Here is a 16,840-nt window from a genome sequence, read left to right on the forward strand (position 1 = left end):
ATTCGTTAGCCTAACAAGCAAATATCAAAAGATACATTAATTTCTAATGAACCGCCGTGTACCGAACGGTATGCACGGTGGTGTGAGAGGACGCTAAATAAAATAATTATTTAGCTCCTACTCGATTTCTAAAAAAATATTTGCACGTTTATAAATTAAATAAAAATTAGTCCTGCTTGTCCTGTTTTTTTACTAAGTAATTAATGTCATCAGAATTTGCTTGAACCATAACCTTAATATCTTGAAGCTCTCTTAAAATCTTTTCTAATAGTTCTTCTTTTTTAATACTCATGAGAAAGTGCACCTCCTAAAGTTTTGTTATATTAATTATAATTTATACTGTAAAAATTATATATGAGATGTACAAGTCATTTAAGGGGGATATTACCACTATATTAATAAAACAAATTAAATAGCAAAGAATCATTCCGTTAAATTCATTTGACAAATCTTTTGCAGATAATGGAGATATAAAACTTAAGGTGGAAGATGGCGAATGGAAAATAGATAGTTTTCATAGCGTATTGCAGTAATAGAAAGTTGTAATAATTTAATTACAAAACATAATGAATAATAATAGAGTAAATAAAAAATTAACATTAAATTAACACAGAAAAAGAAGGAAAGAACTTAAATATGTAGAAATATACTCTAGTTAATATGAATATATTGATTAATATCGTTATTAAGGTGGTGTAATATTATGAGCAAATTTGAAATCAGTGACATAGTTAAAGAAAAAGCATTCAAGAGCTTGATTCAAGAACTTGAACAAGAAATTAAAAATAAACCTGTTGAAATAGAAGAACTAGAAATTGAATATATTAAATTTTCTTTTTTAAATAAAGTTGAAAAAGAAGATTATGATGAAGAGCTAAAGGAATTGATGGCAAAGATAAAACAAGAAAGAAAAATTACCGCTAAACTAAGAGCTAAAATAGATAATTTGAAAAGTAATTTTGAAGGTAAAATTGTTATTAAGAACTAATTATAGTAAAAAATCGTTCTATTCTAATTATATGAATAGAACGATTTTTTCTATTTTTTTCTTTTAGCACTCCAATAGGCAGTAGCTTCATCTTCAAGCTTTTTTATTCTGATGTAATAATCAGGGAATTCCAATAAATGTGCTAAAGCTATTTTCCCAGTTAAAATTGGGTCATTTTGAGTTACATTAGCCTGGGGGAACTTATCTCCATGCTCCAGTTCTACATTTAAACCAATTTTAAATTGTTCGAGATCAAACTCTTGTTTAGAAAAATCAATTCCTAGAGTTTTAGCTATTTTTGATGCTTCATCTAGAGTAAATGATTTTTTGTTAGGCTCATCTCTTAGTCTCCATATTATCCAATTACTATGTTTCACTTTTACACCAAATTTATATTATTTTCATTGTTAGTATATGGTTAAAATATTAAATGTGTAACAGACTACGCTATGAAATTAGAGATTATCAGTAGTGTGTACTAGTACAGATATACAAATTCAATGTATAAAATAGAAAAAATGTATATTATAATTTGTTAGGGTAATGGAAACTTAGGGGGAAATTATGGGTTCAAAAAATGGTAGCAAGCTTTGGAGTAAATATTATATTATAACAATACTTCTTTCAATAGGAATTAATATGGTTAGCCATCTATTATTATCAACTATAGTAATACATGCAAAGGCAATTACTGGATCGGATATATATGCAGGGTTTATGACTACGGTCTTCACACTATCAGCTCTTTTTGTAAGAACTTTTATTGGCAAGGTTTTAGATAAAGTTGGGAGAAAAAAAGTCCTTATTGTAGGAATGATAATAACAGCAATAGCGGCTTTAATGTATGGAATAACTGATAATATATATATAATTATAATTTCACGTATTATTCATGGAATTGGATTTGGTATAACATCTACAGCAATTGCAACCATTGTTACAGATATTATTCCTGAGGATAGGCTCCTTGAGGGGATAGGATATGCAGGCATAGCTGCAACGGTGGCATCTGCTTTAGGACCTACAATGGCATTATCGATAATTGGATCAGACTATAGTAATTTTAAGAGTTTATTCTTCATAACATTTATAATTGCAGCAATAACAACAGTTTCTGCCTTTCCTGTGAAATATAAATTTCAAAGATCTGGCCATAAAATAATTATAAATAAGGAAGATGAAGAAAAAGAAGTGAAATTCTTTTCTTTAGGACTTAAGTTTTTTGCACCACTTGCAATTATATTTATTTTGGCAATAGCTCAAACTACAGTAATCTGCTTTAGCAACTCTTATATCTAGATTGTTTATAACTAAAATTACAAATCAATTTGGAGTTCATAAAATAGCATTATGTGATTTTGTGATACTAATAATTGTTTTATTTTTCATGGCAAATGTAATGTCTAAAAATATATTAATTTTATTAGCATTTCCATATGGATTAGTAATTGGAACTCTAATGCCTATTCTTAATGTTATGGTTATTAAGGCTGTTCCAAAAAAGATAAGAGGAACTGCAAATGCCATGTATTATGCTGCTATAGATTCTGGCTTTGGAATAGGGTCTCTTAGTTGGGGAATGGTAGCAGAGGCCCTAGGAGGATATAATCTTATATTTTTAATAGCATCGATAATAGCAATTGTTGGAATGATTGTATACATATTAAGTGAAAGAAAATTATCTAAAAAAGTTATAGTTGAGTATGGTATATAAATCTATAGAGGGCTGATGCTACGAAAGTATTAGCTTCCCTTTAATGACATGTAGAATATTATTACTCAATTGACAGATATACTCAAAATACTATAATATAAATTATAGATTTAAAATTGTTAAGCTCATATTATAATAGTAGCTTAATAAAAGGATTATATTTAATTGGGGGTAATTATGGCAAATAAAAATGATTTAGATGAATATTCATATGGTGGAAATAAGGGAAGAGAGAAGGGAAATCTTTTTACCTTTTTTGTAGGGATAATTGTTTTTGGAATAGGAGTGTTTTTAATATTTCAAAACACTACCATATCAAGTAATTTTGGTTTATCAAGAATGTTAGGATTTGATCCACCTTTTGGACTAGTATTATTGCCACTGATAATTGGAATAATAGTTTTATTTTTCAATGAAAAGTCAATACTTGGATGGTTATTAGTTATTTTTGGAGTAATATTTATTTTATTAGGAATACTAATGGGACTACAGATAAGCTTTAGACGGACTACTTTATTTATAGCAATACTTATGTATGGAATGACAGCAGCAGGAATTGGTATAACTTTAAAAGGGTTATTTGGCAAAAGTAAATAAATCATGCCATTGAATGTTAAATGGTAATATTATATAATTTATATTAAGCTTATATTCACTAGAATATAAGCTTTTAACTTATAAAAAAAAGGATGAGATTATGATGGAGAAAGTTACTTTTAATCCAAAGGACATAATATTTTCATTAGATATAGGAACACGTTCTATAATAGGAACAGTTGGTGTTGTTAGAAATAAAAAATTTGAAGTTTTATGCGAAAAATATCAGGAGCATGAAGAGCGAGCTATGATAGATGGACAGATACATGATATTAATTTAGTTGTTCAAGTTGTAGATGGTATAAAGAAAAAGATAGAGAATGAATTAGAGATAAAATTAGAAGAGGTTTCTATTGCAGCTGCAGGTAGATTTTTAAGAACCTGTGAAGCTAGGGCAGATATATCATTAAATGGAGAGCAGGAAATTGACAAGGAAATTGTAAGAAGTATTGAATTGAGTGCAGTAAAAAAGGCTGAAGAGGAAGTTAATAAAAATACAGCTGGAAAATTATATTGTGTAGGATATTCAAGAAAGGGATATTATTTAAATTCTTATGTAATTTCAAGCATTTTAGGACATAAAGGCGAAGAAGTAGGAGTTGATGTTATAGCTACATTCCTGCCACGTTCTGTTATTGATTCTTTATATACAGTAATGAATAAGGTTGGACTTAAGGTTATTAATTTAACATTAGAGCCTATTGCAGCAATTGAGGCTGTTGTTCCTAAAAATTTAAGATTATTAAATATAGCCTTAGTTGATATTGGAGCAGGGACATCAGATATTGCAATTAGTTCAAAGGAGACTATAAGTTCTTATGCAATGGTACCTATGGCTGGAGATGAGGTAACAGAGGTTATAGCACAAGAATACTTAGTGGATTTTAATGCTGGGGAAGACATAAAAAGAAAAATAGAGATTTCAGAGGAGATTACATATACAGATATATTAGGTCTTGAGAATACTGTCTCATCTGAAAATCTCAGAAAGCTCATAAACCCAGTTGTTAGTAAAATAGCTGAGGCTATTGCAACTAAAATAACTGAAATAAATGGAGGGAAATCACCTGCAGCTGTATTTTTAGTTGGGGGAGGAGCTCATACACCTGGGCTGCTTGAGAAAATTGCTGCAAATCTTAATATTCCAACTCAAAGAATTGCAATTAAGGATAGGACCTCAGTGCCAGAGTGTGTAGCAAATAATGACCTTGGTTCAGCAGGGGTTACTGTTTTAGGAATTGCTTTGATTGCAATAAGAAGTTTGGGAAATGACTTTATTAATGTAGAGTTAAATGATGATGCTGTAAGTTTATTTAATTCTCATAAACATACGGTAATGGATGTTCTTCTTCAGGCTGGAATTAATCCAAGTCTTTTAATTGGCAAGGCTGGTAAGAATATAAGATTTGTAGCTAATGGTAAAAAGAGACTAGCCTTTGGTAGCATTGGACAAAATGCTGGCATAACTATAAATGGTTCTCAGGCAAATATTGAATCTGAAATTAAAGAAGGAGATTCAATAAAGGTTACTTACGCACAAAATGGTAAGGATTCTTCTCCTAAGGTTAGTGAATTTATAGAGGATATTAATTCTATAAGTATTTATGTAGATAATAAAATTATTAACCTTGAGCCAATATGTATAGTGAATGAAGAAATTAAGGAATTTACAGAAGAAATAAAGGATGAGGATGATGTAAAAGTATTTATACCTAACACTCTTTTATTGCTTAAAAAATATATTTTAAAAGACGAAAAAGCCTTACTTAAGGATAATGAAGAAATAAATGATGATTTTATACTAGAAGATGGCATAAAATTATATACTAATAATGATAAGGAAGAAGTGGCTATAACAACTGAAAAAAATAGTGAGAAACAAGAATTTTTTACTGTAATGGTTAATAAAGAAGAGGTAAAGTTAAGTGGAAACTCTTCCTATATATTTGTAGATATATTTAATCATATGAATTTTGATTTAACAACCATTAGGGGAAATATTAGATTATTATTAAATGGTGAGAAAGCTGCCTATACAGATAAGTTAACCGAGGGAGATCAAATAGAGGTTTATTGGGATTAAGGCATATTTTTTTCATATGCCTAGTATTTTTTTGGAGGAATATCAATGATTGCCTTTTTAAAGGAAGCAGAGAATATTAAAGAAGAATTAATTACTATCAGAAGAGATCTACATGAAAACCCAGAATTGGGCTTCGAAGTCTTAAGAACTTCACAAATAGTTAAAGATTTTTTGAAAAAGGAAGGAATACCTTTTTGTTCTTTTGCAAAAATAGGGGTATGTGGAATTATAAAAGGGGAGAAAGATGGAGAGAATAAAACTATAGCCCTTAGGGCTGATATGGATGCACTTCCAATTCAAGATAGGAAAAAATGTTTATATAGTTCAAAGGTTCAAGGGAAAATGCATGCATGTGGGCATGATGGGCATACTACAATCTTACTTGGAGTGGCTAAAATATTAAATAAATATAAAAAGTCTTTTCACGGTCAAGTAAAGCTTATATTTGAACCAGCAGAAGAAACTACAGGAGGAGCTCCTATTATGATTAAAGAAGGGGTTCTAGAAAATCCTAGAGTAGATATGATAGTTGGACTTCATGTTACTGAAGATTTAGATTGTGGAAAGATAAAAGTAAGAAAAGGTACATCTAATGCTGCGTCAAATCCTTTTATAATTAAGATAAAAGGGAGTGGAGGACATGGTGCTCATCCAGATGATACCATAGATCCTATTATAGTGGCAGCAAATGTAATTACAGCAATTCAAACAATTGTAAGCCGGGAAGTATCACCCTTAGCGTCTGCTGTAATAACTGTAGGAAGTATTCATGGAGGAACAGCACAAAATATAATACCAGAAGAGGTAATTTTATCAGGTATTATTAGAACTATAACCAATGAAGACAGAATCTATTGCACAAACAGAATTGGAAAACTTGTTAAAGGGATATGTACTGCATTTAGGGCGGAGGCAGAAGTCCTAATAGAAGAAGGATATCCATGCTTATATAATGAGGATGATGCAGTTGATAGGGTAAGAAAATCAGCTGAAGCTATTTTAGGAAAAGAAAATGTAGTAGAGCAACAAAATCCTAGTATGGGTGTTGAAAGTTTTGCATATTTTGCTAATGAAAGACCCTCTGCCTTTTATTTTTTAGGAACTAGAAATGTTGCGAAGAATACGGATAAACCTGCTCATAGTAGTCTTTTCGACATAGATGAGAGAGCATTGCCCCTAGGAGTCGCCATTCAATGCGACATAGTATATGAATATTTGACAAAGAAGTGATTTAATATTATTCTAGTATAATGGATATTTATGAACAAAAGGATAACAATAGGAGTTGATTTTATTTTGAGAATAGAGATAGGAACAAATGAAGCTGGACAAAGATTAGATAAATTCTTAAGAAAGCTTTTAAAAGATGTACCTTTAAGTGCTATATTTAAGGCATTAAGAAAGGGAGATGTTCGAGTTAATGGAAAAAAGGAAAAAGAAAAGTATTCCTTGCAACAAAATGATGTAGTAGAAATTAAATATATTACAAGCGTTAAAGACACTGCTGAAAAATTCATCAAGGTGGATTCAAGTGGACTTAAAATATGCTTTGAGGATGAGAATGTTCTTGTTGTTGAAAAATGGCCAGGGGTATTAGTACATCCAGATAGCAATAAGAAGGAAGAAGCTACATTAACAGATTATGTACTTTCTTATTTAAATGAAAAGGGACAATATATTCCTGAAGAAGAAATAACATTTACACCAGCAGCTTGTAACAGACTAGATAGAAATACATCTGGTATGGTTATGTTTGGAAAGAATTTTGAATCTTTAAGAGTGTTAAATGAAACTATAAGAGATGGGCAAATCGAGAAGTATTATTTTACCCTAGTTAAGGGTAAAGTGAAAAGTGGATTATATAACGCCTATATCATAAAGAATGAAGAAACTAATACTTCAAAAGTATTAGATCATATGGCTCCAAATGCTAAGGAAATTGCTATGGAAGTTACTAGCATCCAAACAAATGGTGCTTTATCTTTCTTAGAGATAAATTTAATAACAGGAAGAAGTCATCAAATTAGAGCTCATCTTACTTACTTAGGTAACCCTCTTATAGGAGATTCTAAGTATGGGGATAAAAAGCTTAATTCATCTTTTGTAAATAAATTTGGATTAGAGCATCAATTCCTTTATGCATATAAGATTATATTTAGAGAAGTAGGAGGAAAATTAAGCTACTTAAGAAATAAAACTATAGTTCAAGCACTACCTCCTATATTTAAGAAGATAAAACTGGACACATTTAAATTTGATATATAGATAGGTGACGATTATGAGAGAAAAATCTTCAGTAGCTAAGGGTATGTTTATACTTTCCATAGCTGGTATTCTGGCTAAGGTAATATCTTTGTTTTATACACCTTTTTTACGAGAAATATTAGGAATTACAGGATATGGGGTATATACAAAGAGTACAGAAGTATTTGTATTTATATATGCTTTAACTTCCATGGGAGTACAGCCAGCTGTTGCAAAGGTTGTTGCGGAGTATACGGCATTAAAAAATCCTAAAGGAGCAATAAGAACTTTAAAAGTAGCCACCAAATTTTATGTTTTTATAGGGGCAATCCTTGGGATTTTAATGATAGTTTTTGCAGGCGTAATTGCTGATATTTCTAAAACACCAGAAATGAAAATCGGTATAATGGTATTAGGTCCTTGCGTTTTAATAACTTCAATGTTAGCTGTTCTTAGAGGATTTATGCAAGGAAAAAGTGACATGAAGCCAATTGCAATTTCTCAAATATTTGAGCAAATAATAAATGTTACATTAAGTCTACTTGGAGCTTATATACTAGTTCAAAGCAGTGTAGCTCTAGGAAGTGCAGGAGCACAGATTGGTACTTCTGTTGGTGCTTTATTTGCATGTCTATATATAATTTATTGTTATGATAAACAAAGGTATAAAGAGGAGGCTTTAGAGGCTCCTTCCCTGGATAAAAAAATAATAGATAGCAGAATCCTAAAAAAGTTAATTATGTACTCTGTTCCAATCACTATAAGTGCAGGATTGCAAAATTTTGGCGGTATAGTAGATATGGTTAATGTTTCTAAGCGGCTTTTAGTCGCAGGTTTTAGTCAGGATGCTGCAAATGCTTTATATGGTATGCTAGGAATATATAGAACTTTATACGGCGTTCCCTTAGTAATTATTACAGCAATAGGGACAACCGTTTTACCTGCTTTAGCTAAGTCACTTGTACTTAAGAATCGACAAGAATTAAAGAAAAGTATAAGTCAGGCCTTTAAACTAACATTTATGATTGCAATTCCATCAGCAGTTGGTTTATCAATACTTAGCTCAGATATATACATGGGTCTTTATTTAAGTGATGGAGGCTCTGATATGATGCTTATGGGTTCATTTGTTATGGTTCTTATGTCTATGACACAGATACAAAGCATAGTAATGCAGGGAATTAATAGACTATATTATATTCTGGGGACCTTTTGTATAGGAATTGTAATTAAAATAATAGTTAATTATGTCTTAGTTGGAATACCAGAAATAAATATTTATGGTGTAATTGTAGGTAATTGCTTATGGCATCTAATACCTGCTATATTAAATCATAGAAAGATATGTTCCATTATGAAGATGAGAATGCCAATAATAAGACTAATAATTAGGCCTATAGTAGCATCGTCAGCTATGGCAATAGTTATTTATGTTATGAAATTACCATTTGAATTTTTATATAGGTTTGTTGAGCCGTCAAGACTTACAGCAATACCAATTTGTATAATTGGAGTGGCATTAGGCGGATTTGTATATGCATACTTAATGATATTAATGAGAGGTATAACAAAAAAGGATATAGAGAATATATCTCCTAAAATAATGACAATACTTCCAAGATTTATGCGTATAAAGCTTAGATAAATTGAAAAATTGTGATACAGAGCTATATTTAAAAATGCTAATAAGTTTAGTATTTTTTTAATATAGCTTTTGTGTCACTTTTTTTATATAAGTATTGACACATTTGCCCTAAAGTATTATTATAATAAAACATAGTAAACATATGAAGATAATAATAATAATTAATATATAAATTATTAGGGGGTAAAATAGTGCAAACTTTTGTTGAAATTGAAAGTAGAAAATTAAAGATTAGAGGAATGCTCCATGTTCCTGAAAATATAAATGAGAAGATTCCTATAGTTATAATCTTGCATGGATTTTGTGGCAATATGATGGGACCACATTTTATGTTTGTGAAACTCTCTAAATTATTAGAAAAAATGGGAATAGCAAGTATAAGATGTGATTTTATCGGAAGTGGCGAAAGCGATGGAAATTTTATAGATATGACTATGGAAACAGAATTAGAAGATGCTAATAATATTTTAAATTATGTGAAGAATTTAAGTTTTGTAGATAATGAGAGAATAGCACTTTTAGGGTTAAGTATGGGAGGGGCAATTTCAAGCATGCTTGCAGGTAGAAGAAAAAATGATATTATGGCTCAATGTCTATGGGCACCAGCAGGAAATATGGATGAAGTTATTTTATCACAGAGTTATATTGGGGATAAATATGAAGAATTTAGAGAACAAGGATATTTTGATGTTGAAGGGTTGCTTCTTGGAGCAGGTTTTGTGGATAATGCTAAAGATATAAAAATCTACGAAAAAGCTGCTGAGTATGATAAAAAATCGCTTATAATTCATGGAGACAAAGATACTGTAGTTCAATTAAGTGCATCAGAAAGGTATATTGAAATTTTTAAAGAGGCTTCTCAATTAAAAATAATTAAGGGATCTAATCATACATTTGATAAAAAAGAATGGGAAGAGCAAGTGATTGAAAATACAGTGGAGTTCTTAACACAAGAACTCCTATAGGGAGTTTGAACCTTATATAAAAAGGCTTTACTATAAGTGAAAAATACTTATATTAAAGCCTAATTTTATTTCATGTACCTTAATATTCTTGTTGACCAAATGTTCCAAGGAAGGTGAAGAGTCCGAAGGTTATAAGTATAATTAGAATGTTTTTAAATACGTTTAATGGTCCAATTACATTCTGTATCAACATGTTGAAAACAATCAAAATTATGCCAAAGAGCAAAAGGTAGATAATTATATCAGTTATGGATAAATTAAGATAAATTGTTTTTTGAACCTCATAAAGATTAAGTACCACACTTACAATGGAGGTTACAAATAATGTGATAGTATATCCGTATATATTTATACTAGGAATAGAGGTAAATACATATAAACCTATAAGCTCTAATACAGCGACTATTAATGAATTTCTAAGAATAATTCCCTGCTTATTTATACCATTTAATATCCCAAACATAGTAACTGAGGTGAAGAATATTGGAGCTGATAAAGCACCATATTTAATATAATCGCCTAAATCATTTCTTTGATAAAGCATTTCTCCTAAAGCATCTGGTATTAGGAGGCATATTGTTGTGGTAGCTAGTCCTAAAAGGAATGCTATCTTCATAACCTTTTTTATCCGGACCCCAGCATCGTAGTAGTTTCCTTTACTAATACTTTGGGAAAGGTCTGGAATAAGCAGGATGTTAATGGAGCCAACAACTATAAGGGGCATTCCAATAATCATCATTGCCATACCTGTGAATTTTCCAATCATTGATAAGGCTTCTGTATGTGAAAAGCCTGAATTTACTAGACACCTAGGTATGACTAAGGTGGATAAAGTATTAAATATATTGCTTAAAAACCCGTTCAAGGTCAAGGGCAAGCAGAGAATTAGCACGTTGAAAAGTAATTGGGAACGTCTTTCTGTTTTTTCATAGGTCTTTGGAATTTTGTTAATACACCGCCTATAATAAATATAAAGCAAGATAAGACTTTGCAATTCTCCAAGAGAAAGGGCAACATAACAAAGAGTAACTAATAAAGTTAGATCCTTAGCAGTAAATAAATAGATTAAAATTCCTACAGTTAATATTCTTAAAGCTTTCTCGAAAATATCAATTATAGCCGGTACTGCTATTTTATAAGTACCCCAAAAATATCCCTTCAATATATTAGAGAGAGCTATAAAAACCATAGCAGGACATGTCACCTTAATTGCATCGATGGTTCTAATATCGTTTATCCCTTGCCCTCCTATTGTAGGTGCAAAGAAAAAAACCATTATTCCAATAAAAATTGCCCATGCAATATTAAATATGGCAACAGTATTAATTGTCTTGAGTAAATTACTATTTTGATTTTTTTCAGCATACACAGCAGAAATTTTAGAAATAGATGTTGAAATTCCAGCTGACATCATGCAAATAAAAAGATTATATATAGGCATAACCAAATTATATAATCCCATTCCTTCAGGTCCTAATACATGAGAAAGATATATGGAAAAAATAAAACCCAAAATTCCTGTGGTTATATTAGAAGCCGTTAATAAAAATGAATTTCTAAAAAAGTTGTCCTTATGCAAAGCTTGTTCACCCCTTTAACTACAATAAAGCATATTCAAAAAAACAGAAAATTAGAATAATATTAATTTTATTGCTAACAATAAAATTAAAAGGTGGTTATGCAATGAGAAAATTTACTGTTTTATTATTAAGTTTAATATGTTTATCATTTAATATGTTAATAGCAACACCGGTAGCGGCGGCAACTGTATTAAAGGAAGGTGTTTACAAAGTAGATGAGTTAAAATTTTCATCAGATATTATTTATATTATTGAAAATGTTTCCACAACCAATAGTATTAATATATTTGTTTTTGATAAGGATGAAGTTATACAACAATCTATACGATTGCAACCTAAATCACAAAAATATAATTTGCTACCGCTTCAAGCTGACTACAAAATATCAATAATTGGAAAGGGAGAAGCTTTGATTTCTTAAAAGAAAATTGGGATATTATATTTTAAGTATTTAATTTTTATATTAGCGAAAATATAATAAAATGAGGTGTATAAAATGAAAATTAAGAGAATTTTAATGATTTTTCTAATATTTATAATTGGGTTTACTCAAAGCCCAAAAGCAATTATAAGTTCAAAAACTTATAAACAAGGAATCTATAATATTTCTGAAATTCAGCCGTTTAATGCTACGGCTAAGCTTATAACTCCCAATAATGTTACAAGTTTAGTAATACTTGATTCTAATGGAAATCAGAAACTATATAAAAGATTTGATGTTAGAAATGAAGTTATAAACTTAGGAACTATTAATAATGGAGATATTATATTAGTAGTTGGTACTGGAGAGATAGCTATTATAATTTCTACATAAGTTTTTTGTGGATATTATTTGTTTGGGAATATGTGGTACAATGTGTTGAAAGTTAAAGCAGATTGCCTAGAAATTATTTAACAAAGATGTAAATTTAATTGTTGTTATAAATATAATAGGCACTTTTTTTATAGTTTATTAAATTTTAAATTAAGAGGGAATTAAAAAAATGTATGATTTGAGTAAGTTAAAATTAATAGCAAGTGGTGGACAAGCAGATATATATGAATTAGATAATGACAAAATATTAAGGGTACTTAGAAATCCTCAAGATAAAGCCTATGCCCTAACAGAATTCTATGTTATGAAAGCTTTAGAAGATAATGGAAAAGAAGTTCCCAAAGTATATGAATTTATAAATGTAGATAATAAGCCGGCAATAATTATGCAAAGAATCTATGGTAAAACCATGTTGTTGCAGATGCAGAAAAAGCCTTATCAGCTATTTTCTCAAGTTAAAAAGCTTGCAAGTCTTCAAATAGAAATTGCAGGGTCTGCAAAAGGTTTGAATTTGAGTCCCATAAAACAAAGAGCTAGATATCTTATATCAAAAGTAGAAATGTTAGATTCTGAAATGAAAGATTTTGTAATTGATGTTATAGATGAACTTCCAGAAGGAAATGATATTTGCCATGGCGATTTTCATCCAGGTAATATAATTATTTCAGAGGATAAGTATTATGTAATAGATTGGTTTGGAGTGACATCAGGTAGGAAACTTTCAGATATAGCACATACATTTATATTAATGAAGAATACACCGAAAATTGAAAGTGTGTCAAAAATGGAACATTTCATTACAAGCACTGTAGGGAATTTGATTTCAGGAAGGTATATCTCAAATTGCAATAAAATAGAACAGTTTGATTGGAGTGAATTTTCAAAATGGCTGATTGTTAGAGCTGCTGAGAGATTATATTATGGGATGCCTTCGGAAAAAGCAAATTTAATTAGTTTTATTAAAAAATGTATGAAAGCTGATAAATCTAAAATAAGTTCCAATAAATGGTGGAAGTTGTTATAACTAAAAGAAAGCTAGGTAATTTTTTTAAATTACCTAGCTTTCACAATTATAAACTAAATTAAATTTTTAGGATTTAAGCATTTCAATTCATCAATAACAAAAAGTCCATCTTTTCTAATTAATATATCATCAAAATAGATCTCTCCACCATCGTATTCAGGTCTTTGGATTAAGACTAAATCCCAATGAAGGGCTGAATTATTTCCGTTAGGAGCATCATCATAGCAGCTTCCTGGAGTAAAGTGGATAGAACCAGTTATTTTCTCATCAAATAAAGTATCCTTCATAGGTTCTAAAATATATGGGTTTACTCCAATTGCAAATTCTCCTACAAATCTTGCACCCTCATCCATATCGAAGACCTTATTTATTCTTTCGGTATCATTAGCTGTTGCCTCTATTATCTTTCCATCCTTAAAGGTAAGCTTAATATCTTCGTAGGTAAAGCCGTCGCGAAGAGATGGAGTGTTATAAGAAATTATTCCATTAATTGAATCTCTAACAGGTGCAGTGTAAACTTCACCATCTGGTATATTCATTTCTCCAGCACATTTAACAGCAGGAATATCGCGAATGGAGAATGTTAAGTCTGTGTTTTTCCCAGTAAGCCTTACCTTATCAGTTTTATTCATTAGAGCTTCAAGGGTATCCATAGCCTTAGACATTTTTGAATAATCTAAGTTACACACATTAAAGTAATATTCTTCAAAGGCTTCAGTGCTCATATTAGCTGATTGTGCCATTGAATAGTTAGGGTATCTTAAAACAACCCACCTTGTTTTTGGAACTCTAATTTTTCCATGAACAGGCTCTCCAAAATATTTTCCGTAAAGGGACATTTTATCAGCGGGAACATCTGAAGTTTCAGAAGTGTTTCTGCCAGCTCGAACTCCAATATAAGCATCCATATCGGACATTCTAGCAGCTTCATATTTAGCCATAAATTCTAATTGTTCTTTTGTGGCATTCATAAGTAGTTCTCTATCTACTTCCTTATCTTTTAAGGTAACAAAAGGTATAGCCTTAGCGATGTAAGCTGCCTTAACTAACTCCTTAACTAAAGGATGACAATCACCTATTCCTTCAATTAATACTTTTTCACCTTCTTTTAAATTGCATGAATAATTTATTAAATTATTAGCTAGTTGTGTAAATCTAGGATCTTTCATATAATTTTCCTCCTTAGGTCAATAATTAGTTATAGTATAGCATTAAGTTAAGATTATTCAAGGAGACAAGTAATAATTTAAACCCTAGAAAATATAAATTAATGAAGAGATAAATTAGGAGGAACTATGAGAAAACTTCTTAGAGATATTATTATAGCTATTTTAATAGTAACAGCCGCCTTTTCGGTGTTTAAAATATCAAACAAATATAGTATGAGCGTATTAAAGGGAGACATAGATTTTACAGTAATTTCTAAGAGTTGTGAAAATGCTAAAGCAATTGCAACTGATGATAATAAAAACCTCTATATTGCGTATAGAGATTGGTTAAAAGCTATTGATAATGAAGGTAAGGAAAAGATATTATTTAAAAATAAGGAATTAGATATAGAAGATATAATTTATTACGAAAATAAAATTATTTATATATCAGGGGATAAACTTGAAGAGTATTCCTTGGATAGTGGCCTGGTTAATACTTTATATAGTGGGATACCTAATGGCGGAAATGGAATAGATAGGAAGTTATTATTAAAGGACGACATTATATATTTGTCAGTTGGAGGATCTACAAATTCTGGAATAGCTGAAGGTAACGAGGTTGATTTACCTTCAATGGATATAACTTTAACAGGAATTAATTATAAAGATACAGGTGCATTTAAGGTAAAGGGAATAATTAGTTCTGCTGGAGAAAAGATTAGCAAGGTAGCCTTTGGAAATGGGGCACTATACTATATAAATTTGAAAAATAATAAAATGAATTTATATTCAAATGGAATTAGAGGTATAACAGGATTTGATTTCAATAGCGAAGATGAGATGATGGCAATATTTTCAGGCATGAAAAATGAAGGGTTAAGGCCTGTGAATAGAGATAAGGACTATATATATAAAGTGGAAATAGATAAATGGTACGGATGGCCAGATTATAGTGGGGGGGATCCTATAAGTTCTCCTAGATTTAAGGAAGAAGAAATAATTCAGCCTCTAATTGCGAATCCTCCAACACATGTAATAGACGGGCTAGTATATCAACATAAAACTTTAGATACACTAAAAGAACTCGCTATAGATACTGAAGGAACTATTTTAGAAAAGGATAGTCTTCTCTTTTGGGATAAAGAAGAGGCTGTGATATGTGCACTAAGTCCAGAGAATATTTATTTTAAAGTTCTCAAGATAAAGGAGAGCAGTGAAATCAAAGATATTATTTTTAATAAGGATGAATTTTTAATTCTTGATAGTAGTTTAGGCTGTATCTATAGAATCTCTCAAAAACAAGGAATGTTAGGATTTAAACTTCCCATTGAAATCTGGACATTTATTTTAGGATTAACATTTGTATTATTATCAATTTTAGTTTTAAAACTTACTAAGAAATTTCATAAATAAATTATAGATGAATTCATTGATTTTCAATGAATTCTTTTTAGTTAATATAAGACTATGTTTATTTGGATGTAAAAATATGGTAAAATTAACTAGGAAGAGGTGATTTTATGGGTAAGACATTGGTGATCAATATGAATGATGTATATATTAAAGGAGATATTCTAGATGTTGCAAAAGAAAATACAGGAATAATATATAATATATCAAAGGAAACAGAAGAGGAACTGTCTATAGACTATATAGATGCAGATAATAAAAATATACTAAGGAGAAGTGAATATGATGCGTGTACCTTTTTCTTTAATATAAGCTCTATTTGGGGATTTAAAAAAAGGGAGAGTCTTTTTAAAGAGGTTTATACTTATTTAAAAGAAACTGGAGAAATATATATATGGGATATAAAGAAGGAGAGGGGAAATTTCATTGATAATAAAGTTGAAGTAGTACTCCCTGGGGATAAGGTTAAAAGGGTTGTATTAAAAAATTATAATCCGTTAATAACTTGTAGCATTGAAGAAGTGAAAAAAACTCTTGAAAAGTATTACGAAATAGTAGAGACTAAAACGTGGGAAGATATATTCTTTATTAAAGGTGTAAAAAAGAAGGTACCATAAGACAAGGA

General features: G+C 30.1%; 18 protein-coding genes. 14 read left to right on the plus strand and 4 right to left on the minus strand.

Annotated elements, in window-relative coordinates:
* Nucleotides 1-166: 166 nt before the first annotated feature.
* On the minus strand, nt 167-292 hold the full coding sequence (locus CLVI_RS17965; RefSeq protein ID WP_278320499.1) for a hypothetical protein: 126 nt from the start codon (nt 290-292) through the stop codon (nt 167-169).
* A gap of 411 nt (nt 293-703) precedes the next feature.
* Between CLVI_RS17965 and CLVI_RS04500 the strand changes: the two genes are divergently transcribed.
* Nucleotides 704-988, plus strand: coding sequence for a hypothetical protein (locus tag CLVI_RS04500; protein WP_106058932.1), 285 nt, complete (start codon nt 704-706; stop codon nt 986-988).
* Nucleotides 989-1,038: 50 nt separating this feature from the next.
* Here CLVI_RS04500 and CLVI_RS04505 read toward each other — a convergent pair whose 3' ends face one another.
* Entirely contained in the window at nt 1,039-1,365 is a 327-nt protein-coding gene (locus CLVI_RS04505) for a DUF5661 family protein (RefSeq protein WP_106058933.1), read from the minus strand.
* A gap of 187 nt (nt 1,366-1,552) precedes the next feature.
* Here CLVI_RS04505 and CLVI_RS04510 point away from each other — a divergent pair, with 187 nt between their 5' ends.
* The 8 genes from CLVI_RS04510 to CLVI_RS04545 all read left to right on the plus strand — a co-directional run bounded on the left by CLVI_RS04510 (nt 1,553) and on the right by CLVI_RS04545 (nt 10,236).
* Nucleotides 1,553-2,287, plus strand: a complete 735-nt coding sequence (locus tag CLVI_RS04510) for an MFS transporter (protein ID WP_106058934.1) — start codon at nt 1,553-1,555, stop codon at nt 2,285-2,287.
* 1 nt (nt 2,288) lies between these two features.
* On the plus strand, nt 2,289-2,702 hold the full coding sequence (locus CLVI_RS04515) for an MFS transporter (protein ID WP_170065589.1): 414 nt from the start codon (nt 2,289-2,291) through the stop codon (nt 2,700-2,702).
* Between the two features lie 177 nt (nt 2,703-2,879).
* Entirely contained in the window at nt 2,880-3,299 is a 420-nt protein-coding gene (locus CLVI_RS04520; protein ID WP_106058936.1) for a hypothetical protein, read from the plus strand.
* A gap of 103 nt (nt 3,300-3,402) precedes the next feature.
* A complete protein-coding gene (locus CLVI_RS04525; protein WP_106058937.1) occupies nt 3,403-5,382 on the plus strand; it encodes a cell division protein FtsA in 1,980 nt (659 codons plus the stop codon).
* Between the two features lie 45 nt (nt 5,383-5,427).
* Nucleotides 5,428-6,612 (plus strand): M20 metallopeptidase family protein, encoded by a 1,185-nt coding sequence (locus tag CLVI_RS04530; protein WP_106058938.1) that lies wholly within the window; start codon nt 5,428-5,430, stop codon nt 6,610-6,612.
* Between the two features lie 66 nt (nt 6,613-6,678).
* The gene (locus CLVI_RS04535) at nt 6,679-7,647 is read left to right on the plus strand and encodes an RluA family pseudouridine synthase (RefSeq protein WP_106058939.1); all 969 of its coding nucleotides are present in this window, start codon (nt 6,679-6,681) and stop codon (nt 7,645-7,647) included.
* A 13-nt stretch (nt 7,648-7,660) separates the two neighbouring features.
* On the plus strand, nt 7,661-9,271 hold the full coding sequence (locus tag CLVI_RS04540) for a putative polysaccharide biosynthesis protein (RefSeq protein WP_106058940.1): 1,611 nt from the start codon (nt 7,661-7,663) through the stop codon (nt 9,269-9,271).
* 191 nt (nt 9,272-9,462) lie between these two features.
* A complete protein-coding gene (locus tag CLVI_RS04545) occupies nt 9,463-10,236 on the plus strand; it encodes an alpha/beta hydrolase (RefSeq protein ID WP_106058941.1) in 774 nt (257 codons plus the stop codon).
* A gap of 79 nt (nt 10,237-10,315) precedes the next feature.
* Here CLVI_RS04545 and spoVB read toward each other — a convergent pair whose 3' ends face one another.
* Nucleotides 10,316-11,815, minus strand: a complete 1,500-nt coding sequence (gene spoVB / locus CLVI_RS04550) for a stage V sporulation protein B (RefSeq protein ID WP_106058942.1) — start codon at nt 11,813-11,815, stop codon at nt 10,316-10,318.
* A 104-nt stretch (nt 11,816-11,919) separates the two neighbouring features.
* On the opposite strand from spoVB, the gene CLVI_RS04555 reads away from it, so the two are divergent.
* From CLVI_RS04555 to CLVI_RS04565, 3 genes are all read left to right on the plus strand, one after another.
* Nucleotides 11,920-12,237, plus strand: coding sequence for a hypothetical protein (locus CLVI_RS04555; protein ID WP_106058943.1), 318 nt, complete (start codon nt 11,920-11,922; stop codon nt 12,235-12,237).
* 75 nt (nt 12,238-12,312) lie between these two features.
* A complete protein-coding gene (locus CLVI_RS04560; RefSeq protein ID WP_106058944.1) occupies nt 12,313-12,630 on the plus strand; it encodes a hypothetical protein in 318 nt (105 codons plus the stop codon).
* Nucleotides 12,631-12,808: 178 nt separating this feature from the next.
* Nucleotides 12,809-13,654 carry a phosphotransferase family protein gene (locus CLVI_RS04565; RefSeq protein ID WP_207655329.1) on the plus strand — a complete coding sequence of 282 codons (846 nt, stop codon included), beginning with the start codon at nt 12,809-12,811 and terminating at the stop codon, nt 13,652-13,654.
* 53 nt (nt 13,655-13,707) lie between these two features.
* Here the strand turns inward: CLVI_RS04565 and CLVI_RS04570 are convergent, their stop codons facing one another.
* A complete protein-coding gene (locus tag CLVI_RS04570) occupies nt 13,708-14,823 on the minus strand; it encodes an aminopeptidase (protein WP_106058946.1) in 1,116 nt (371 codons plus the stop codon).
* Nucleotides 14,824-14,949: 126 nt separating this feature from the next.
* Between CLVI_RS04570 and CLVI_RS04575 the strand changes: the two genes are divergently transcribed.
* Nucleotides 14,950-16,218, plus strand: a complete 1,269-nt coding sequence (locus CLVI_RS04575; protein ID WP_106058947.1) for a PQQ-dependent sugar dehydrogenase family protein — start codon at nt 14,950-14,952, stop codon at nt 16,216-16,218.
* Nucleotides 16,219-16,349: 131 nt separating this feature from the next.
* Nucleotides 16,350-16,832, plus strand: a complete 483-nt coding sequence (locus tag CLVI_RS04580) for a hypothetical protein (RefSeq protein ID WP_242980555.1) — start codon at nt 16,350-16,352, stop codon at nt 16,830-16,832.
* Nucleotides 16,833-16,840: the final 8 nt, after the last annotated feature.

The organism is Clostridium vincentii (assembly GCF_002995745.1).
Lineage (GTDB): Bacteria > Bacillota > Clostridia > Clostridiales > Clostridiaceae > Clostridium > Clostridium vincentii.